General features: G+C 72.4%; 21 protein-coding genes and 1 pseudogene. 6 read left to right on the forward strand and 16 right to left on the reverse strand.

The genetic code is table 11. The features are described 5' to 3' along the window. The 5 genes and pseudogenes from E2E34_RS15905 to E2E34_RS15925 all read right to left on the reverse strand — a co-directional run. Positions 1-1,347 (reverse strand): DUF4118 domain-containing protein (locus tag E2E34_RS15905; RefSeq protein WP_138902562.1); only part of this gene is annotated, 1,347 nt, incomplete at its 3' end. 138 nt (positions 1,348-1,485) lie between these two features. Beyond that, positions 1,486-2,007, reverse strand: a pseudogene (locus tag E2E34_RS15910) (ABC transporter ATP-binding protein); the annotation flags it as partial. Between the two features lie 81 nt (positions 2,008-2,088). After that, complete coding sequence (locus E2E34_RS15915; RefSeq protein WP_138902564.1) at positions 2,089-2,859, reverse strand: DUF3710 domain-containing protein; 771 nt, start codon at positions 2,857-2,859, stop codon at positions 2,089-2,091. A gap of 1 nt (position 2,860) precedes the next feature. After that, positions 2,861-3,376, reverse strand: coding sequence for a dUTP diphosphatase (gene dut, locus E2E34_RS15920; protein WP_138895676.1), 516 nt, complete (start codon positions 3,374-3,376; stop codon positions 2,861-2,863). Next, positions 3,373-3,981 (reverse strand): PaaI family thioesterase, encoded by a 609-nt coding sequence (locus E2E34_RS15925; protein ID WP_138902565.1) that lies wholly within the window; start codon positions 3,979-3,981, stop codon positions 3,373-3,375. The genes dut and E2E34_RS15925 overlap by 4 nt, the downstream gene beginning before the upstream one ends. Positions 3,982-4,039: 58 nt before the next feature. Between E2E34_RS15925 and E2E34_RS15930 the strand changes: the two genes are divergently transcribed. Further along, positions 4,040-4,498, forward strand: coding sequence for a DUF3093 domain-containing protein (locus E2E34_RS15930; RefSeq protein ID WP_138902566.1), 459 nt, complete (start codon positions 4,040-4,042; stop codon positions 4,496-4,498). Here the strand turns inward: E2E34_RS15930 and E2E34_RS15935 are convergent. The 4 genes from E2E34_RS15935 to E2E34_RS15950 form a co-directional block, all read right to left on the reverse strand. Next, positions 4,495-5,379, reverse strand: coding sequence for a hypothetical protein (locus E2E34_RS15935; RefSeq protein WP_138902567.1), 885 nt, complete (start codon positions 5,377-5,379; stop codon positions 4,495-4,497). The genes E2E34_RS15930 and E2E34_RS15935 overlap by 4 nt on opposite strands. A gap of 12 nt (positions 5,380-5,391) precedes the next feature. Then, positions 5,392-5,688 (reverse strand): DUF4193 domain-containing protein, encoded by a 297-nt coding sequence (locus E2E34_RS15940; RefSeq protein WP_028814145.1) that lies wholly within the window; start codon positions 5,686-5,688, stop codon positions 5,392-5,394. 393 nt (positions 5,689-6,081) lie between these two features. Further along, positions 6,082-7,314: a sensor histidine kinase gene (locus E2E34_RS15945; protein ID WP_138902568.1), complete on the reverse strand. Its 1,233-nt coding sequence runs from the start codon at positions 7,312-7,314 to the stop codon at positions 6,082-6,084. A gap of 4 nt (positions 7,315-7,318) precedes the next feature. Next, a complete protein-coding gene (locus E2E34_RS15950; protein WP_138895681.1) occupies positions 7,319-7,972 on the reverse strand; it encodes a response regulator transcription factor in 654 nt (217 codons plus the stop codon). Between the two features lie 301 nt (positions 7,973-8,273). Between E2E34_RS15950 and E2E34_RS35460 the strand changes: the two genes are divergently transcribed. Then, positions 8,274-8,447, forward strand: coding sequence for a hypothetical protein (locus E2E34_RS35460; RefSeq protein ID WP_167518296.1), 174 nt, complete (start codon positions 8,274-8,276; stop codon positions 8,445-8,447). A 129-nt stretch (positions 8,448-8,576) separates the two neighbouring features. Here the strand turns inward: E2E34_RS35460 and E2E34_RS15955 are convergent, their stop codons facing one another. Then, positions 8,577-9,377: an inositol monophosphatase family protein gene (locus E2E34_RS15955; RefSeq protein WP_138902569.1), complete on the reverse strand. Its 801-nt coding sequence runs from the start codon at positions 9,375-9,377 to the stop codon at positions 8,577-8,579. Positions 9,378-9,390: 13 nt separating this feature from the next. Next, positions 9,391-10,521 (reverse strand): ferrochelatase, encoded by a 1,131-nt coding sequence (locus tag E2E34_RS15960; protein ID WP_138902570.1) that lies wholly within the window; start codon positions 10,519-10,521, stop codon positions 9,391-9,393. Positions 10,522-10,629: 108 nt separating this feature from the next. Between E2E34_RS15960 and E2E34_RS15965 the strand changes: the two genes are divergently transcribed. Together E2E34_RS15965 and E2E34_RS15970 are read left to right on the forward strand one after the other, a co-directional pair. Beyond that, positions 10,630-11,886 carry an MFS transporter gene (locus E2E34_RS15965; protein WP_138902571.1) on the forward strand — a complete coding sequence of 419 codons (1,257 nt, stop codon included), beginning with the start codon at positions 10,630-10,632 and terminating at the stop codon, positions 11,884-11,886. Next, positions 11,837-13,165, forward strand: a complete 1,329-nt coding sequence (locus tag E2E34_RS15970; protein WP_138902572.1) for a D-arabinono-1,4-lactone oxidase — start codon at positions 11,837-11,839, stop codon at positions 13,163-13,165. The genes E2E34_RS15965 and E2E34_RS15970 overlap by 50 nt, the downstream gene beginning before the upstream one ends. A gap of 17 nt (positions 13,166-13,182) precedes the next feature. Here E2E34_RS15970 and E2E34_RS15975 read toward each other — a convergent pair whose 3' ends face one another. Beyond that, complete coding sequence (locus tag E2E34_RS15975) at positions 13,183-14,085, reverse strand: hypothetical protein (RefSeq protein WP_138902573.1); 903 nt, start codon at positions 14,083-14,085, stop codon at positions 13,183-13,185. A 427-nt stretch (positions 14,086-14,512) separates the two neighbouring features. On the opposite strand from E2E34_RS15975, the gene sepH reads away from it, so the two are divergent. Further along, positions 14,513-15,574, forward strand: a complete 1,062-nt coding sequence (gene sepH, locus E2E34_RS15980; protein WP_138902574.1) for a septation protein SepH — start codon at positions 14,513-14,515, stop codon at positions 15,572-15,574. Positions 15,575-15,648: 74 nt separating this feature from the next. On the opposite strand, the gene E2E34_RS15985 is transcribed toward sepH, so the two are convergent. Further along, positions 15,649-16,476 (reverse strand): sulfurtransferase, encoded by an 828-nt coding sequence (locus E2E34_RS15985; RefSeq protein WP_208765257.1) that lies wholly within the window; start codon positions 16,474-16,476, stop codon positions 15,649-15,651. Positions 16,477-16,760: 284 nt separating this feature from the next. Between E2E34_RS15985 and E2E34_RS15990 the strand changes: the two genes are divergently transcribed. Further along, on the forward strand, positions 16,761-17,531 hold the full coding sequence (locus E2E34_RS15990) for a VOC family protein (RefSeq protein WP_138902576.1): 771 nt from the start codon (positions 16,761-16,763) through the stop codon (positions 17,529-17,531). Here the strand turns inward: E2E34_RS15990 and E2E34_RS15995 are convergent. The 3 genes from E2E34_RS15995 to E2E34_RS16005 are packed head-to-tail and all read right to left on the reverse strand — an operon-like array spanning position 17,503 to position 20,015. Next, positions 17,503-18,195 carry a thymidine kinase gene (locus E2E34_RS15995; RefSeq protein ID WP_138902577.1) on the reverse strand — a complete coding sequence of 231 codons (693 nt, stop codon included), beginning with the start codon at positions 18,193-18,195 and terminating at the stop codon, positions 17,503-17,505. The two genes, E2E34_RS15990 and E2E34_RS15995, sit on opposite strands and share 29 nt — an antisense overlap. A gap of 45 nt (positions 18,196-18,240) precedes the next feature. Beyond that, positions 18,241-19,428, reverse strand: coding sequence for an alkaline phosphatase family protein (locus tag E2E34_RS16000; RefSeq protein ID WP_138902578.1), 1,188 nt, complete (start codon positions 19,426-19,428; stop codon positions 18,241-18,243). Beyond that, on the reverse strand, positions 19,428-20,015 hold the full coding sequence (locus tag E2E34_RS16005) for a DUF5998 family protein (protein WP_069930387.1): 588 nt from the start codon (positions 20,013-20,015) through the stop codon (positions 19,428-19,430). Before E2E34_RS16005 ends, E2E34_RS16000 begins: the two co-directional genes overlap by 1 nt. Between the last annotated feature and the right edge of the window lie 54 nt (positions 20,016-20,069).

The raw sequence follows: 20,069 nt of genomic DNA on the forward strand, positions 1-20,069 counted from the left end.
GCGGGTGGGCGGGGTGAAGTAGTAGTTCAGCAGGAGGGAGCCCACGGCGGCCGAGGCCAGCGCCGGCAGCAGCCCGCCGAGCAGGGCGGCCAGCACGGTGAGGAAGAGGAAGAGCAGGACGTCGTTGGCGAGCCCGGGGCCGTTCTCCATGCTGGTGAGCAGCAGCGACAGCAGGACCGGCGCGGCGACGCCGACCAGCCAGCCGGAGAGGATCCGGGTGCGCCCGAGGCGGGTGCCGCGGGCGACGGGCAGGCCGCGGCCCCTGGCGACGTGGTCGTGGGTGACGATGTGGACGTCCAGGTCCGGCCCGGAGTCGCGGGCCACGGTCGCGCCGACGCCCGGCCCGAAGACGTACTGCCAGGCCTTGCGGCGGCTGGAGCCGAGCACGATCTGGCTGGCGTTGACCCCCCGGGCGAACTCCAGCAGCGCGGACGGCACGTCGTCGCCTATGACGTGGTGGAAGGTGCCGCCGAGGTCCTCGACGAGAGTGCGCTGTACGGCGAGCTCCTTGGGCGAGGCCGAGGTGAGGCCGTCGCTGCGGGCGATGTAGACGGCGAGGATCTCGCTGCCCGAGCCCTTGGCCGCCATGCGTGCGGCGCGACGGATGAGCGTACGGCCCTCGGGTCCGCCGGTGAGGCCGACGACGATGCGCTCGCGCGCCTGCCAGGTGGAGCGGATGTTGTGCTCGCCCCGGTACTGCTGGAGGTACTCGTCGACCCGGTCGGCGACCCACAGGAGCGCCAGCTCGCGCAGGGCGGTGAGGTTGCCGGGGCGGAAGTAGTGGGACAGCGCGGCGTCGAGCTTGTCCGGCTTGTAGATGTTGCCGTGGGCCATGCGGCGGCGCAGCGCCTGGGGCGACATGTCGACCAGCTCGATCTGGTCGGCGCGCCGCACGACCTCGTCGGGTACGGTCTCGCGCTGCCGTACGCCGGTTATCGACTCGACGACGTCCCCGAGGGACTCCAGATGCTGGATGTTGACGGTCGATATGACGTCGACGCCGGCCTGGAGCAGTTCCTCGACGTCCTGCCAGCGCTTCGCGTGGCGCGAGCCGGGGACGTTGGTGTGGGCGAGTTCGTCGACGAGGGCGACGGCGGGGCGGCGTGCGAGGACCGCGTCGACGTCCATCTCGGTGAAGACGGCGCCGCGGTGGACGATCTCGCGTCGCCGTATCTCCTCCAGGCCGTGCAGCATGACCTCGGTGCGCGGCCGGTCGTGGTGCTCGACGAAGGCGACGACGCAGTCGGTGCCGCGCTCGACACGGCGGTGGGCCTCGGACAGCATCGCGTACGTCTTGCCCACACCGGGCGCCGCACCCAGGTAGATCCGAAGCTTGCCGCGTCCCATGGCCCCATTGTCTTCCAGGCGAATACCGCGGCCCGACGGGCCGGCTCTGGTGAAGCTACAGCCCCGATTCCCGGCAAAACGGACGGACGGTGGGTGGAGGGGCCGTATTGACGCGACTCTGACGCCCCCCGGCGGCGCTCAACGGTGCTCGACGAGGCGGCCGTCGCTCAGTTCGAGTACCCGGTCGGCGAGGTCCAGGAGCTGGGCGTCGTGCGTGGCGACGAGCGCGGTCACGCCTTCGCTGCGCACCACCGCGCGCAGCAGCTCCATCACGGCGAGACCCGTCCGAGCGTCCAGCTGCCCGGTCGGCTCGTCCGCGATCAGCAGGGCCGGTCTGTTCGCGAGCGCGCGGGCGATGGCCACGCGCTGCTGCTGGCCGCCGGAGAGTTCGCCGGGGCGCTGGGCGGCCTGGTCGGCGAGGCCGACGAGGGCGAGCAGCAGCTCGACCCGCTCCTCGCGCTCCCCGGGATCGGCCCTGCGCAGCCGCATCGGCACGCCGACGTTCTCGGCGGCGGTGAGGATGGGGATCAGGCCGAAGGACTGGAAGACGAAGCCGACGCGGTCGCGGCGCAGCTTCAGCAGGCCGTCCTCGCCGAGGCCGGCGAGCTCGGTGCCGTCGACGACGATGCGGCCGCGGTCGGCGGTGTCGAGGCCGCCGAGTTCCCGGCCCGCGGCCCGCATGCGGGCGGGCCGCACCCCCCGGCCCCGGGGAGTGCGGCCCGCCTGCCGCGTCGTCGCGTGTCAGCGCACTTCCGTGATCTCCGGACCGCGCTGGAGCTGTCCCATTCCGCCGGAGAAGCGTGAGCCCTCCTGCTCCTCCTGCTGGACGCCCTCGGGCACCATCTGCGCGTCGTTCGGCAGCTTGAGGACGATCGGGTCGCGCGGCGCCATCGGCCCCTCGCCCCGGACGACCACGGTGTCCTTGAAGACGTGCTCCAGCACGCCCGCGGCCTGCGGCTGCACCGCGCCCTGGCCGGAGATCACTCCGCGCAGGAACCAGCGCGGCCCGTCGACGCCGACGAAGCGCACCATCTGCACGCCGCCCGTGCCGTCCGGCAGCTGTACGGGGACCTGCGCGCGCAGCTCCCAGCCGAGCGGGCCCTCGATCTCGTCGATCACGCCACCCTGCTGGGTGATGCCCGACGCGATCTCCTCGCGGACCTCGCCCCAGATGCCTTCCTTCTTGGGAGCCGCGAAGGCCTGGAGCTGTACGGCGCTGTCACGCAGCACGACCGTCGCCGCGACGATCGCGTCGCCCGCGACCTCGACCCGCAGTTCCATGCCCTCGACCCCGGGCACGAACATGCCGCCCAGGTCGACCCGGCCCTCGCCGGGCTCCATCACCTCGGACACGTCCCACGGACCGTCCGGGCGGGGTGCCGGCGGCAGGTTCACCCTGCGTACCGACCCGTCGCCGTCCGCGGCCGCGTCAGGCTCGACATCGTCGACGACCTGCTCGGCCTCGCCCGCCACATCCGCGGCGGATTCGCTCTTCTTGCGACGTCCGAACACGTCACTGTCCTTCCCGGTCGGATACGACCGATGCGTATCGATTCCCACCCGCCCGGCCGTCCACAGCGGCATGCCCGCCGGTGGAACCGAAGCCCCCCTCGGCCCGCGCCGAGCCGGGAAGCTCCGCGACCTCGTGGAAGCGCACCTTCTCGACCTGCTGGACGACCAGTTGGGCAATCCGGTCGAAGCGCTCGAACCGCACGCTCTCGCGCGGGTCGAGATTGACCACGATCACCTTGATTTCCCCACGGTACCCGGCATCCACCGTCCCCGGGGCATTCACGAGGGCGACTCCACAGCGGGCGGCGAGACCGGAACGCGGGTGCACGAAGGCCGCGTACCCGTCGGGCAGCGCGACAGACACCCCGGTGGGCAGCACCGCGCGCTCGCCGGGGGCCAGTTCGGCGGCCTCGGTGGTGACGAGGTCCGCCCCGGCGTCACCCGGATGTCCGTACGAAGGGAGGGGTACGTCGGGGTCGACCCGGCGGATCAGCACGTCTACGGGGGTACGGGTCACGGGTTCACCTCGAAGGCGCGGGCGCGCCTGGCCTGATCGGGGTCGGCCATCGCCGCCCGGATCTCCTCCGGGCGTCCGTTGTCGATGAAGTGGTCGACCTTGACTTCGATGAAGAGGGCGTCGGCGCGGACGGCCACGGGCCCGTCGGGGCCTCCGATGCGTCCGGTCGCCGTGGAGTAGATCTTGCGGCCGTGCACGGCGGTCACCTCGGCGTCGAGGTGCAGCACGGTGTCCACCGGCACGGGACGCACGAAGTCGGTCTCCAGCCGGCCGGTCACCGCGATCACCCGCAGCAGCCAGTTCAGCGAACCGAGCGTCTCGTCGAGCGCCGTGGCCAGTACACCGCCGTGCGCGAGGCCGGGAGCGCCCTGGTGGGCGGGCCTGACGGTGAACTCGGCCGAGACGCGCACGCCTTCGCCGGCGCGGGCCTGGAGGTGCAGCCCGTGCGGCTGCTCCCCGCCGCAGCCGAAGCACTGCGCGTAGTGCGCTCCGAGCAGCTCTCCGGGCGGCGGTGCGTCGGGGTGCCGGACCGGGGCTATGGCGTCGGCCGGGGGCTTGAGGGCCGCGGACCCGGGGGCCGTCTCCCGGGAGTTCTCATTGCTCACAGGCGCAGACCTTACCCGCGCGGGTACACGCAGGTCGCGCCGTGCCAAGCTTGGTTTCATGCAGCCTTCCGCCCCGCAGTACACAGAACGTCTGACCGCCCCCCGCTCCTGGTGGGTGATCGCCGGACTCATCGGCGTCGCGGGCGGGCTGATGCTGCTGCCGCTGGGCCTCCTGCCGATGCTGGGCGGGCTCGTCGGCGCCGGGGCGCTCGCCGCGGCGGGAGTGAGTACGTACGGCTCGCAGCGCATCCGGGTGGTCGGGGACGCGCTGATCGCCGGCGACGCCCGCATCCCGGTCTCCGCGCTGGGCGAGGCCGAGGTGCTGGACGCGGAGCAGGCCCGTGCCTGGCGTTCGCACAAGGCCGACACCCGCGCCCACATGCTGCTGCGCAGCTACATCCCGGGGGCGCTGCGGGTCGAGGTCACCGATCCGGCCGACCCGACGCCGTACCTGTACCTCTCGACGCGTGATCCCGAGGGCCTGGCCGCGGCTCTCGCGGCCGTACGGGCGGGCTAGCTCCCCGGCTCCTCGCGGCCGCGCTCCGGCCCGGCCCGGAAGTCCTCGGGCAGCACGGGTCTGTCGGGCTTCGCCAGGGGAGGCAGCTCGGGCAGGGCGTCCCAGGGGATCTGCGCGCCGCGCAGGTCCCTGCGGATGCGTTCGGCGAGCCTTCGGGTGTCGCGGCGGTTCATCACGGCGCCGACGGCGGCGCCGACCATGAAGGGCATGAGGTTCGGCAGGTCGCGGATCATGCGTTTCATGATCTGCTGCCGGAGCTGGCGCTTCATCTGCGTGCCGAGCGCCGTGTTGTACGTGGCCGGTTTGGTCACGTCGATCCCCCGCTCCTGTGTCCAGGAGGTGAGGTAGGCGGTGCTGCGCTGGGCCAGCCCGCCGGGGGGCCGCAGGCCATAGACCTCGTGGAGCTCGGCGATGAGCTTCAGCTCGATCGCGGCCACGCCGGTGATCTCCGCGGCCAGTTCCGCGGGCATCGCGGGGGGTACGGGCAGCATGGCCGCGGCGCCGATGCCCGCCCCCACGGTGGAGGTGCCATGGGCCGCACCCGCCACCAGCTTGTCCGCGATCTGCTCCGGGCCGAGGCCCGGGAACTGCTTGCGCAGGGTCGGCAGGTCACGCACGGGGACGCGCGGCGCCAGCTCGATGACCCGGTCGGCGAGGTGGCCGATACCGGCCATCGCGCTCTGGCCGCCCTTCCGTACGCCATGCCTGACAGCCGCCAGGCGCCGGGCCCTCGCGGTGGGCCCTTCCGCCGTTTCGAGCGAGGCCGGCAGGCCCCGCTCGTCGTCACGTGCGCCGACGGCCGCGCTCACGTCGTGCGGCGCCTCCGGCACATCCTTGCCGCGCCGGAAGCGCTTCTTCCAGGACGGTGTCGCGCCTGCCACGGCCGGCCCGTCCTAGTCGCAGTCGCGGCAGATCGGCTGACCGTTCTTCTCCCTGGCCAGCTGGCTGCGGTGGTGCACCAGGAAGCAGCTCATGCAGGTGAACTCGTCGGCCTGCTTGGGCAGGACACGGACGGCGAGCTCTTCGTTGGACAGGTCGGCGCCGGGCAGTTCGAGCCCTTCCGCCGCCTCGAATTCGTCCACGTCAACGGCCGATGCCGTCTTGTCGCTCCGACGTGCCTTGAGCTCTTCAAGGCTGTCCGAATCGACGTCGTCATCGGTCTTGCGTGGGGTGTCGTAATCCGTTGCCACTGTCGCTCTCCCCCTCTGGGTAGTTGCGGTGTCTCAGCGCACGTAACGCGTGAGAGGCCGGACTTGTGCCCGACCTGAGGCGGAGATTTTGCCTCACATCAAGGTCTGTTACTCAATCGACACCCAACCGATCCCCTCAGGGGTGATCGGTTGGGATGGCGATCGGGACCGTACACGGTCCGAATGTCGCACTGCACGAGCGCCACCTCGTGTACTTCCCGTTATCTCACCCCCAGGAAACCCGGACTTTTCCCGGTTTTCCGGGGAAGTTCGCGATCACGGAGAGTAGATGGCGGGAAATCGGAACCTGTGATCGATCACACACGCACCGATCCTGGCAAGGTCCCAATAATTCCGCTTAAAGCGAACAGCCGCGTGGCTGCGCGAAACGTCTCAGACCGGAAGCGTGACGCGCATCACAAGGCCACCGCCCTCGCGGGGCTCCGCGATGATACGGCCTCCATGAGCCCTCGCGACGCTGCGGGCGATGGAGAGGCCGAGACCGACGCCCTTGTCACTGCCGGTGCGCTCGGTCCGCAGGCGCCTGAACGGCTCGAAGAGGTTGTCCACCTCGTACGCGGGAACCACGGGACCCGTGTTCGAGACGACCAGCAGGGCCTGGCCGTGGCCGACCTCGGTGGTGACCTCGACCCAGCCGTCCTCCGGCACGTTGTAGCGCACCGCATTCTGCACCAGGTTGAGCGCGATCCGCTCCAGCAGTACGCCGTTGCCCTGCACGACGGCCGGCGCGCGCTCGCCCCGTATCTCCACGCCCTTCGCCGCCGCCTCGCCGTGCGCCTGGTCGATGGCGCGCGAGGCGACCTCGGCCAGGTCCACGGGCTTGCGCTCGGTGATCTGGTTCTCGCTGCTGGCGAGGAGCAGCAGGCCCTCCACGAGCTGCTCGCTGCGCTCGTTGGTGGCCAGCAGGGTCTTGCCGAGCTGCTGGAGCTCCGGGGGCGCCCCGGGATCCGACAGGTGCACCTCCAGCAGCGTCCTGTTGATCGCCAGCGGCGTGCGCAGCTCGTGCGACGCGTTGCCGACGAACCGCTGCTGGGCGGTGAACGCCCGCTCCAGCCGGTCGAGCATCTCGTCGAAGGTGTCGGCGAGCTCCTTCAGCTCGTCGTCCGGCCCGTCCAGCTCGATCCGCCGGGTCAGGTCGGTGCCGGCCACCCGGCGGGCCGTGCGCGTGATCCTGCCGAGCGGCGAGAGGACGCGTCCGGCCATCGCGTAACCGAAGGCGAAGGCGATCACGCTGAGGCCCAGCAGGGCGAGCAGCGAGCGGCTGAGCAGCTCGTCGAGCGCCTGCTGCCGCTGGTCGTTGACGCAGGCGTTCACGGCCGCGTTGAACTGGTCGGGCGTGGCGTTGCCGGGCAGGTCGCACACCGTGCTCTTGACCTCGCCGCTCACGATCTTGAACGGCAGGTCGCTGCCGACCGCCAGGGCCTGGGCGGCGAGCAGGTAGATGATCGAGAGCAGCAGGATGCCCGCGATCAGGAACATCCCGCCGTACAGCAGGGTGAGCCGTATGCGGATGGTCGGGCGGAGCCAGGGGAACGAGGGTTCCTGCTCCCTCGGGTCCCAGGTGGGTTTCGGCGGCGCCATGGGGGGCGCCGGGGTCGCGGCCACGCCGTCAGATCCGGTAGCCGGAGCCGGGCACGGTGACGATCACCGGCGGTTCCCCGAGCTTGCGGCGCAGCGTCATGACGGTGACGCGGACGACGTTGGTGAACGGGTCGGTGTTCTCGTCCCAGGCCTTCTCCAGCAGCTGCTCGGCCGACACGACGGCGCCCTCGCTGCGCATCAGCACCTCCAGCACCGCGAACTCCTTCGGCGCCAGCTGGATCTCCTGGCCGTCGCGGAAGACCTCGCGGCGGTTCGGGTCGAGCTTGATGCCGGCGCGCTCCAGGACGGGCGGCAGCGCGACGGTCGTACGGCGCCCGAGGGCCCGTACCCGCGCGGTCAGCTCGCTGAAGGCGAAGGGCTTCGGCAGGTAGTCGTCGGCGCCGATCTCCAGGCCCTCCACGCGGTCGCTGACGTCACCGGAGGCGGTGAGCATCAGGACGCGGGTGGGCATGCCCAGCTCGACGATCTTCCGGCAGACGTCGTCCCCGTGAACCAGTGGGAGGTCCCGGTCGAGCACGACGACGTCGTAGTCGTTCACCCCGATGCGTTCCAGGGCGGCCGCTCCGTCGTACACGACGTCGACGGCCATGGCCTCCCGGCGCAGTCCGGTGGCCACCGCATCGGCGAGCAGCTGCTCGTCCTCGACGACGAGTACGCGCACGTCGTAAATCCTTCCGCCGACCGCCCATGCGGGCAGGTGTTGTCCAGTCGCTGTGTGCTGCCATCCTGCCCCTTTCGGCCATAAACCGGCGGTAAGGCGATAGGGCCGGAAAGAGCAGGAGGACAGCCGTGAGGGGGGATTTCCATGATTCCCGGGCGAGTTGAGGTTTTCCTGAGGCGGGCTGTGGGGAGGACGACTGCACACCCCGCGATCACGCCCTGTATTCGGCACGCCACGTGATCGACCACTCCACCCCCGGCACACCCCCGTGCCACCGACCCATGACGAGGGGGCGCAACCCATGGACGCTTTCACCGCAGGCCTGCTGCAGCGCATAAAGGCCACGGAATCCGACCTCACGATGGCTCGCGAAACGGGCGACGACTTCCTGGCGGAGGTGGAGCAGGCGGAGCTGGAGGACCTGCACCGCCTCGCCGCGGAGCACGGCGTGCAGGTGACCGCCGCGAGCGCGTGACCTGCCCCGTCGACCGTACGAGCGCGCAGCGCACCCGGAGCGCGTACGAGGGCCCCGATGCCGTGGAAGGCGCCGGGGCCCTTGTCGTGCCGCGGCGGTTCCTGCCCGGTGGGCCGGCGGCCCGTCGGGCTAGTCGTGCCAGGCGCCGAACTCCTCCAGGAGGGCCTGGAGCGGGCCGAAGACTCCGGGTGATGCCGCGATCGTCAGTTCGCCCGACAGCCGCTCACCGGGCCGCCCACCGGTCACCGCGCCCGCTTCCCGGGCGATCAGGTCGCCCGCGGCGAAGTCCCACGGACTGAGCCCGCGCTCGTAGTACCCGTCCAGCCGCCCGGCGGCCACGTCGCACAGGTCGATCGCCGCCGACCCGCCGCGCCGGATGTCCCGCAGCCTCGGGATCAGCCGCTGCGCCACGTCCGCCTGGTGGCCGCGCACCGTCGCGACGTAGTTGAAGCCGGTGGAGACCAGCGCCTGGTCGAGCGGCGGCGCGGGCCGCACCCGCAGCGCCGTACCGCCGGCGTACGCTCCGCCGCCCCGCACCGCCCGGTACGTCTCCCCGCGCATCGGCGCCGCGACGACCCCGACCAGGGTCTCGCCGTCCCGCTCGGCCGCGATGGACACCGCCCAAGTGGGCAGCCCGTAGAGGTAGTTCACCGTGCCGTCGAGCGGGTCGATCACCCACCGGACGCCGGACGTCCCCGCGCTGCTGGCACCCTCCTCGCCCAGGACCCCGTCGTCGGGGCGGTGTTCGGCGAGGAAGCCGGTGATCAGCTTCTCGGCGGCGAGGTCCATCTCGGTGACGACGTCGATGGGACTGGACTTGGTGGCGGCCACGCCGAGATCGGCCGGCCGCCCGTCCCGCAGCAGCGCGCCGGCCCGCCGCGCGGCCTCCAGGGCGACTTCGAGCAGCTCGGTCGAGAGGGGATCGGTCACGGGCTCTCCCTGGTCAGGCGTACGGGCTGTCGGCGCCCGCGGCCGCGGGCTTGGGCGAACGGGCCGGGCAGCACCCCACGGGGCACAGGTCGTGGCTCGCGCCCAGCGCCCCCAGCGCGCACCGCTCCACGACGAACCCGCGCTCGGTGGCGGCCCGCTCCAGTAGCAGCTCGCGCACGGCGGCGGCGAAACGCGGGTCGGCGCCGACGGTCGCGGACCTCCGCACCGGCAGCCCGAGTTCGGCGGCCTTGGCGGTGGCCTCGGTGTCCAGGTCGTAGAGGACCTCCATGTGGTCCGAGACGAAGCCGATCGGGACCATCACCACGGCCGGCACGCCCGCCGCGTGCCGCTCCTCCAGGTGGTCGCAGATGTCCGGTTCCAGCCAGGGGGTGTGCGGGGCTCCGCTGCGCGACTGGTAGACGAGCTGCCAGGGGTGCGCGACGCCGGTCTCCTCCCGTACCGCCTCGGCGATCAGCCGGGCGACGTCCAGGTGCTCGGCGACGTACGCGCCGCCGTCGCCGTGCTCCCCCGTGGGCCCGGACGTGTCCGCCGACGCCGTGGGGATCGAGTGCGTCGTGAAGGCGAGGTGCGCCCCCGCCCGTACGCCCTCGTCCAGCTCCGCCAGGGACTTGAGGACCCCGTCGACCATCGGGCGTACGAAACCCGGGTGGTTGAAGTAGTGCCGCAGCTTGTCCACGCGCGGCGGCTCGGTCCCCTCGGCCTCCAGGGTCGCGAGCGCCTCGGCGAGGTTCTCGCGGTACTGGCGGCAGCCGGAGTACGAGGCGTACGCGCTGGTGGCGAGCACGGCGATGCGGCGGCGGCCGTCCGCGGCCATCTCGCGCAGGGTGTCGACGAGGTAGGGCGCCCAGTTGCGGTTGCCCCAGTAGACCGGCAGGCCGTCCAGACCGTGCTCGGCGAAGTCCTTGCGCAGGGCGTCGAGGAGCGCGCGGTTCTGCTCGTTGATCGGGCTGACTCCGCCGAAGAGGAAGTAGTGCTGCCCCACCTCCTTGAGCCGCTCCTTGGGGATGCCGCGGCCGCGGGTGACGTTCTCCAGGAACGGGACCACGTCGTCCGGGCCTTCGGGGCCGCCGAAGGAGAGAAGCAGCAGGGCGTCGTAAGGGGCTGGATCGCGCTGATCGGGCATGGGAACGATCCTGCCACCCGTGCGCGGCGCCGGTGAAACCGCCGTGCGGCAAGCCGCGCGGCGACCGTAAGATGCAAGCTCCACCTATACGCCTTACCGGAGCGCCCCTTGCCCAGTCCGTACCGCGCGATCTTCGCCACCCCCGGCACCAAGGCGTTCTCCGTCGCCGGATTCTTCGGCCGGATACCGATCTCCATGATGGCCATCGGCATCGTCACCATGATCTCCGAGCTCACCGGCCGGTACGGACTGGCGGGCGCCCTCTCGGCCACGCTCGCCATGGCGGCCGCCGTGATGGGCCCCCAGATATCGCGTTACGTCGACCGGTACGGGCAGCGCCGTGTCCTGCGCCCCGCCACGCTGGTCGCGGCGGGGGCGGTCACGGGGCTGCTGGTCTGCGCCCAGCAGGGCGCGCCCGACTGGACGCTGTTCGTCTTCGCGGCGGGCGCCGGCTGCGTGCCGAGCGTCGGCTCGATGGTCCGGGCCCGCTGGGCCGAGATCTACCGGGGCTCCCCGCAGGAGCTGCACACGGCGTACTCCTGGGAGTCGATCGCCGACGAGGTCTGCTTCATCTTCGGGCCGATCATCTCCATCGGCCTGTCGACCGCGTGGTTCCCGGAGGCCGGTCCGCTGCTCGCGGCGGTCTTCCTGGTCGTCGGTGTCTTCTGGCTGACCGCCCAGCGCGCCACCGAGCCCGTCCCGCATCCGCGTGACGAGCACACCGGCGGTTCCGCGCTGGCCTCCCGCGGCCTCCAGGTGCTGGTGGCGACCTTCGTGGCCGTCGGGGCGATCTTCGGGTCGATCGACGTGGTGACGGTGGCGTTCGCCGAGGAGCAGGGCCACAAGGCGGCGGCCAGCCTGGTCCTGGCCGTCTACGCGCTGGGCTCCTGCCTGGCCGGGGCGGTCTTCGGGCTGCTGCGTCTCAAGGGGCGGGCATCCACCAGGTGGCTGGTGGGCGTCTGCGCCATGGCCGTGAGTATGATCCCCCTCCTACTGGCCGGGAACTTGCCGTTGCTGGCCGTGGCGCTCTTTGTCGCGGGCCTGTCCATCGCACCCACGATGGTGACCACCATGGCTCTCATCGAGCAGCACGTACCGCGCACCAAACTGACCGAGGGCATGACCTGGACAGGGACAGGGCTCGCCGTCGGCGTCGCTCTCGGTTCCTCGGCCGCAGGCTGGGTGGTCGACGCGGCGGGGGCGGACGCGGGGTACGCGGTGCCCGTCGCGTCGGGAGTCCTCGCGGCCCTGGTGGCGTTCCTGGGGTATCGCCGGCTTCGCACGCCGGCACCGACGCGGGGAGGGCACGGTACTGATGGCCGGCACATCGAGGACGGCGTCCAGGACAGCGAGCACGTGGCGTAACTGGGCGGGGAACGTCACCGCCCGGCCGGCCCGGGAGGTGACCCCCGCCTCGGCCGAGGAGCTCGCCGAGGCCGTGCGCGCGGCCGCGGCGGACGGGCTGAAGGTGAAGCCGGTCGGCACGGGCCACTCGTTCACCGCGGCCGCCGCGACCGACGGCCTGCTGATCCGCCCCGACCTGCTGACCGGCATCCGCGCGATCGACCGCGAGGCCGGGACGGTGACCGTCGAGGCGGGCACTCCGCTCAAGCGCCTGAACGTGGCGCTCGCCAGGGAGGGCCTGTCGCTCACCAACATGGGCGACATCATGGCGCAGACGGTGGCCGGCGCGACCAGCACCGGCACGCACGGCACGGGCCGCGACTCGGCCGCGACGGCCGCGCAGATCCGCGCGATGGAGCTGGTGCTCGCGGACGGGTCGATGCTGACCTGTTCCGAGAAGGAGAACGCCGAGATCTTCGGGGCGGCCAGAGTGGGGCTCGGCGCGCTGGGCGTCGTCACGGCGATCACCTTCGCCGTCGAGCCGGTCTTCCTGCTGACGGCGCGCGAGGAGCCGATGCCGTTCGACCGGGTCACGGCAGACTTCGAGGAGCTGTACACCGAGAACGAGCACTTCGAGTTCTACTGGTTCCCCCACACGGGCAACTGCAACACCAAGCGAAACAACCGCAGCGCGGGCCCCGCCGCCCCGCCCGGCCGGGTCAGCGCCTGGGTCGAGGACGAGCTGCTCTCCAACGGCGTCTTCCAGGTGGCCTGTTCGGTGGGCCGGGTGTTTCCCGCGGCGGTCCCCGCGATCGCCAAGGTCTCCAGCCGCGCGCTGTCGGCCCGTACGTACACGGACATCCCTTACAAGGTCTTCACAAGCCCGCGCCGGGTGCGCTTCATGGAGATGGAGTACGCCGTTCCGCGCGAGGCGGCGGTGGCGGCGCTGCGCGAGGTGAAGGCGCTGATCGAACGCTCGCCGCTGCGAGTCAGCTTCCCGGTGGAGGTCCGTACGGCCCCGGCGGACGACATCGCGCTCTCCACGGCGTCGGGGAGGGACACGGCGTACATCGCGGTGCACCTGTACCGGGGGACGCCGTACCAGGCGTACTTCACGGCCGTGGAGCGGATCATGACCGCGCACGGCGGGCGGCCGCACTGGGGCAAGGTGCACACGCGCGACGCGGAGTACCTGGCCGGGGTGTACCCGCGCTTCGCCGAGTTCACGGCGCTGCGCGACCGCCTGGATCCCGAGCGCCGCTTCGCCAACGACTACCTGCGCCGCGTCCTGGGCGAGTAGGTCCCGCCGCCCGCGCCCTACGGCGCGGGGGTCGTGTCCGGGGCGGTGGTGGCCGGCGCGTCGTCGTCGGGGCCGCCCGTCTCCGGCACCTGTCCGGGATCGCCCGCGTCGGAGCCGCCCCCGGCGGACGGCGTCGGAGTGGGGGTGGGGGTCGCCGGGCCGGTCGTCCCGCCGGTCCCGGCCGTGCCCTCCGGCGCGGTCGGCGGCGTCCGGCCCGGGGCGGGCGAGGTGCCGGATTCCCCGGCGCCCTGTCCGGAACCCGGGCTCCGGCCGCCGGGCACCGTCGCCCCTGCGCCCGGCGACGGCGAGCCGCTGTCCGGGGTCCGCGGGTCCGGCGCGCGCGAGGGCGGGGTCTCCTGCCGGTGCCGGTCGCCGCCGCGCAGGACGTTGCCGACCGTGCTGCCCCTGCCGCCGCTGAGGTCGCCGCCCGAGAGCAGTTCGTACGCCGTGATGCCCCCCATCGCCAGGACGAAGACGACGAGCGCCGCGAGGAGGGACCTCCGCCGGCCCCGGACCCGGGTCCCGTGCGTGGTGGCCTCGTTGAACCGCCCGTCCGGCACGTCGGCCGGCGGCGTGACGGTACGCGGCAGCCCGGTCCGCGTCGCGTCCTCGGCGGCCGGTGCGCGCGCCGGCACCTGACGGGCCTTCGGCTTCGCGTGGACCGTGACTTCGCGGAGCTGCTCCCCGGTGCGCCGGAACAGGTGCTGGAAGACCGTGCCGCCGCTGGTCGCGACGACGCTGACGACTCCCGCGCCGACGATCGTCCCGTACACACCGAGCCGGGACGCCAGCACCGCCGCCACGACCGCGGCCACCGCGCTGCCCGCCACCTGAGCCACGCTCAGGTCGAGTCGCGGATTCTTCGGCTCCGCCCCGTCCGCCTCGGGCTTCCCGTCCGTGCTCAGCCTCTGAATACCCATCTCACCCATCTGGCCCATCTGTCCCACCCCGCAACAGGTAGGGACATTTGGGCGAAGTGGATAGTTCCGTTTCGGGCGATTCTGTGAAGCAGGCCACTTGAGAGGGGCTGTGGAGGCAAGGGAGCGAGTCCAACTCCCGTACCCCACGAGAACTTCGGTGGCGCGCCGGTCCACCCCCATGGCCCGAATGGAGTACTGTGGCGAGCCCTGGGTCCGGCCTCCATCGCGGGCGCCCACTGCTCACGGTGACGAAGGGGTCACCATGAGTGGCGAAACGGTAACCGTGCCATAACGGCGATCCCGGGCTGATGCCCGACACGCCGGGCAACGGGGCAAGGTTGTGGCAGGCTGCACCCGGGCAGGCCACACTCGACTAGCGGAAGCAGCGACGCACGTGACGTCGGCAGGCACCACCCGGGAGGTTCCCATGCCCGAACTGCGTGTCGTGGCCGTCTCCAATGACGGCACACGACTGGTGCTGAAGGCTGCTGACAGCACGGAGTACACGCTTCCGATCGATGAGCGGCTGCGTGCCGCGGTGCGCAACGACCGCGCCCGTCTCGGCCAGATCGAGATCGAGGTGGAGAGCCACCTCCGCCCTCGGGACATCCAGGCGCGTATACGGGCCGGTGCCTCCGCCGAGGAGGTCGCCCAGCACGCCGGCATCCCCGTCGACCGCGTACGCCGCTTCGAAGGGCCGGTGCTCGCCGAGCGCGCCTTCATGGCCGAGCGCGCGCGGAAGACCCCCGTACGCCGTCCCGGCGAGAACACCGGGACCGGGCCGCAGCTCGGCGAGGCGGTGCAGGAGCGCCTGCTGCTGCGCGGCGCCGACAAGGAAACGGTCCTGTGGGACTCGTGGCGGCGCGACGACGGTACGTGGGAAGTGCTGCTGGTCTACCGCGTCGCGGGCGAGCCCCACTCCGCGAGCTGGACGTACGACCCGCCCCGGCGGCTCGTACAGGCGGTGGACGACGAGGCGCGCGCGCTGATCGGTGAGACGGACGACACGGCCGCCGCACCCGAGCCGAGCTTCCCGTTCGTGCCGCGGATCGCCCGGCTGCCCAGGGACCGGCCGTTGGACCGTTCGCTCGACCGGCAGCTGGAGCGGTCCGCCGCGCCCTCGTCCGACGTGGACGAGGCAGGCGGAGGCGAACGGGACTCGCTGACCAGTCTGCTGGAGGCGGTACCGAGCTTCCGCGGCGACATGGTGGTGCCCGAGCGGCCGGCCCCGGCGTCGGAACCGCCCGTGACCGAACCCGAGTCGGAGGAGCCGGAGGAGGCCGAGGAGCCCGCCGCCTCCGCCGCGTCCGGAGCCGGTGCGGCGTACGCCGATGTGCTCATGCCGCGGGCCGTCGCCGGTCATCGCGACCGGCTCACCGGTACGACGGACCGCCAGGCGGAGGCCGACGGGGTGCGCCCCGGGCGGCGGGCCGCCGTACCGAGCTGGGACGAGATCGTGTTCGGTACGCGTCGCAAGAAGCAGGACTAGACGCTTTGAGCGCAAGGGCCCGTACGTTCGGCGTACGGGCCCTTCCGCATGCGGAGTTACCCACCCTGCGCGAATCAGCCGGGTTCGGCTCCGGTGGCGACCGGACGGGAGCCGTCGGCGGACCAGTGCGACCACGACCCCACGTACAGCGCCGCCGGGATGCCCGCGACCTCCAGGGCCAGCACCTGCTGCGCGGCGGAAACGCCCGATCCGCAGTAGACGCCGACCGGGCGGTCCTCGCCGGCGCCGAGGGACCTGAAGCGGGCGGCCAGTTCGGACGCCGGGAGCAGGCGGCCGTCCGGGCCGACGTTCTCCATGGTCGGGGCGGAGACCGCGCCCGGGATGTGACCGGCGACCCGGTCGATCGGCTCCACCTCGCCCCGGTACCGCTCGCCCGCCCGGGCGTCGAGCAGCAGCCCGGTGCGGGCCAGTTCGGCGGCTCCGTCGGCGTCGAGGAGCGGTACGGCGCCGGGGACTGGCCGGAAATCGCCGGTCTCCGGGGCCGGCACGGCCGTCTCGACCGGGCCGGGCCACACCGCGAGGCCGCCGTCCAGGACCCGTACGTCGGAGTGGCCCGTCCAGCGCAGCATCCACCAGGCCCGCGCCGCCGCCCAGCCCTGCCCGCCGTCGTACACCACGACGGGAGTGTCGTGGCGGACGCCCGCGCGCCGCATGACCGCGCCGAACTCCTCGACGCCGGGGAGCGGGTGACGGCCGCCGGGACCGGGCGGATCGGCAAGTTCCGCTTCGAGGTCGACGAAGACGGCTCCGGGGAGGTGGCCCGCCTCGTACGCGGCGCGGCCGTGCGGACCGCCCATCTGGTAGCGGACGTCCAGAAGAACCGGCGGCCGGCCGGCGGTCAACTCGCCGACGAGTTCGGCTGCGGTGATGATGGCATTCATACGTGCCATCCTTGCGCAGCCTTCCCTGCGACCGACACCGTACGGCCATCGAGCCGGAACGGGATGAGAAATGCCAAATCGGGCATTCTCCTGCGGCAACCCTCAGAAAGCGGCGCGGCCGGGACGCGCGGCACGACAGGTGGTGCAAGCATCTGCACGGGCGCGCCCCTTCACGGCCCGACGGCCCACGGCCTCACGGCTTCGCGGCTCGACGGCCTTCACGGCCGCACGACGGAGCGCCCGTTCCCGCACGACCACCACGATGGTCCGAGGAGAGAGTGACGATGACCGAGGCAGCGACCCGGCGGCGGACGCCCGGTGCGCCCTGCTGGGTGAGTCTGATGGTGCACGGCCTGGCCACCACGCAGGAATTCTACGGAGCCCTGTTCGGCTGGGAGTTCCAGCCGGGGCCGCAGCAGCTCGGCCCGTACGTACGGGCGATGCTCGACGGCAAGGAGGTCGCGGGCATCGGACAACTGCCGCCCGACCGGCATCTGCCCATCGCGTGGACGCCGTACCTCGCGACGGACGACGCCGATCTCACGGCCGAGTCGATCCGCAGCCACGGCGGCACCGTCGGCGTCGGACCGCTGGACGCGGGCGCCGCCGGCCGGATGGCGATCGCCTCCGACCCAGCGGGCGCCGTCTTCGGCGTCTGGCAGGCCGCGGCCCACCTCGGCACGGCGGTCGCCGGCAGCCCCGGCACCCCCGTCTGGAACGAGCTGATGACGCGCGAGGCGTCCACGGTCGGCAAGTTCTACGCCGCCGTCTTCGGGTACGAGGCGGAGCCGGCCGGCCCGGACCGGCTGACGCTGCGTCTCGGCGGCTGCCCGGTGGCGTCGGTGCGGGGCGTGGGTCAGGACCTGCCGCGGGATCGCGGCGCGCACTGGATGACGTACTTCGAGGTCGCGGACACCGACGAGTCGGCCCGCCTGGTGATCGAGCTGGGCGGGCACGTGCTGCGACCGCCCCACGAGACGGTCAACGGGCGCGCGGCGGCCGTCTCGGACCCCGAGGGCGCGGTGTTCACGATCGTGACGACGCCGGGCGGCTGACCGGTTCGGTGAGGGAGGACGGGTCGACGGGCAGCACGTCGGGCGACAGGGCCCCGGCGTGCGCGGCGGCGGCCGTCATCCGGCGCCGGTGGTGGCGGCGGCACAACACCTCGTAACCGATCTCGCCCGGTGCCTGGTTGACGTCCCCGACGACGACCTGGGCGCCCTCGACGACCATCTCGCCGCCTATGGTGCGGGCGTTGTGCGTGGCCCGCGCGCCGCACCAGCACAGCGCCTCGACCTGGAGCACCTCGACCCGGTCGGCGAGTTCGACCAGGCGCTGCGAGCCGGGGAAGAGCTTGGAGCGGAAGTCGGTGGTGATCCCGAAGGCGAAGACGTCGAGCTCCAGGTCGTCGACGACGCGGGCGAGCTGGTCGATCTGCTCGCCGGCGAGGAACTGCGCCTCGTCGACGATCACGTAGTCGGCGCGGTTGCCCTGGGAGAGGTGGGCGACGAGGTACGCGTAGAAGTCGAAGCCGTCGGCCGCCTCGACGGCGTCGGTGACCAGGCCCAGGCGGGAGGAGAGCTTGCCCTCGCCCGCCCGGTCGTCGCGCGTGAAGATCATGCCCTGGAGGCCGCGCGTAGACCGGTTGTGCTCGATCTGAAGAGCGAGGGTGCTCTTTCCGCAGTCCATCGTTCCGGAGAAGAACACCAGCTCGGGCATGAGGGGTTGCGGACCTTTCGGGTCTGTACGGGCACAGGCGGGAGGTTACGGGCGGACTTCGATGAGCGGGACGAGCTGCTCGGCGGCGGTCATGGAACCGTGCATGCCCACCATCGCGGACTCGTGCGGCTCGCGGCGCGACGCGACGACCACGACGTCGTCGTGGGCCGCGGCGACGACGTCGCCGATGCGCCCCCGCACCCGCTCGTCGATGTCCGGGCCGAACCAGCCGGCCGCGATCGCCTCGTCCCGGCTCGCCACCCAGAACTGCTCGCCCAGCACCTCGCGCCAGACGGTGAGCACGTCGCTCTCGGCGCCCGGGACGGCGTACACATGGCGGGCCCGGCCCTCGCCGCCCAGCAGGGCGACACCGGCGCCGAGCTCCCAGTCCTCGTCGAAGTCGATGCGCGACTCCTCGTCGAAGGGAATGTCGATCATGCCGTGGTCTGCGGTGATGTAGAGGGCCGAACGGGGCGGGAGCTGCTCGGCGAGGCGCTGGGCGAGCCGGTCGACGTACATCAGCTGGCCGCGCCAGGCGTCGGAGTCGATGCCGAAGCGGTGGCCCTTGCCGTCGACCTCGCTGTAGTACGTGTAGACCAGCGAGCGGTCCCCGGCGGCCAGTTCGGCGGCGGCCAGGTCCATCCGGTCCTCGCCGGTGAGCTTGCCGCGGAAGGTACCGCCGCTCAGCGCGATCTTGGTCAGCGGGGTGTGCTGGAAGTCGGGCGAGGAGACCTGCGCGGTGTGCACGCCCGCGGCGTCGGCGAGCTGGAAGACCGTGGGGTACGGCTGCCAGACGTGCGGGTCGGTCCACGGCTTCCAGCGCAGCTGGTTCATCAGCGCGCCGGTCTGCGGGTCGCGGACGGTGTAGCCGGGCAGGCCGTGCGCGCCGGGCGGCAGGCCGGTGCCGACCGAGGCGAGCGAGGTCGCGGTGGTGGCGGGGAAGCCCGCCGTGAGCGGGCGGCCGGTGCCGCCGCGCGAGGTGCCGAGGAGGGAGTGGAGGTACGGGGCCTCCTCCGGGTGCGCCTTGATCTGCTCCCAGCCGAGGCCGTCGATCAGGAACACGCAGTTGCGGTCGGCGGGGGTCAGCTCGGGGATCGCGGCGGTCGTGCCGGGTACGTCCATGCCTGCCGCCAGGGTCGGCAGGAGGTCGGCGAGCGAGCCGCTGCCGTACTCGGGGGCGGGCGCGGTGTCCAGGGCGAGCGGAACCGGGTCGGACCAGGCGGGCTGCGCCATCAGCGGTCGGCCGCGGCGGTCGCTTCGGAGAGCGCCTGGGCGAAGGCGAGCGTCTGGCGCACGGTGTCCGGGCCGTCGCCGGCCTCGCTGACGCGCAGGCTCAGGTCGTCGGCGGTGGTGTTGCCGGTGTACCCGTGGTCCGCCTCGCAGTTCGGGTCGCCGCAGGCGGCGGGCTCCAGGTCGATGCGGGACACGGCGCCCCAGCCGATGGTCAGGACGACCTCGCGGGGCAGGGTGCCCGGAACGTACTTCTCCGGATTGGCGACGACGCGGCTGACCACGACGGAGGAGATCCGGTCGAGCTTGACCGACTCGGTGGAGGTGGTGGCGTACGGCGCCGGGGAGGTGGTGTCGGCGGCCTGCTCGTCGGTGTGGCTGACGATGAAGCGGTTGCCGGTCAGGACGAGGACCGTGACGTGCCGGCGGACCTCGTTGGAGTCGAACGTCGTCTCCTGGTGCACGAGGTATGAGGCGACCGGTTCGCCGCCTACAGCGGCCTCCACCGCTTCGGCCACGAGGGCCGGGTAGTAGCCGCTGCGCTCGATCGCCGCGCGCAGCCCCTGGGTCGTCGTACCGGTCTTCGCCATGTCCTCCATCCTACGGGGCGCTGGGGGCCGTCATGCCGGGGTCAGTAGCTCGGC

Origin of the sequence: Streptomyces albidochromogenes, from assembly GCF_005981925.1 — a bacterium.
GTDB classification, from domain to species: domain Bacteria; phylum Actinomycetota; class Actinomycetes; order Streptomycetales; family Streptomycetaceae; genus Streptomyces; species Streptomyces albidochromogenes.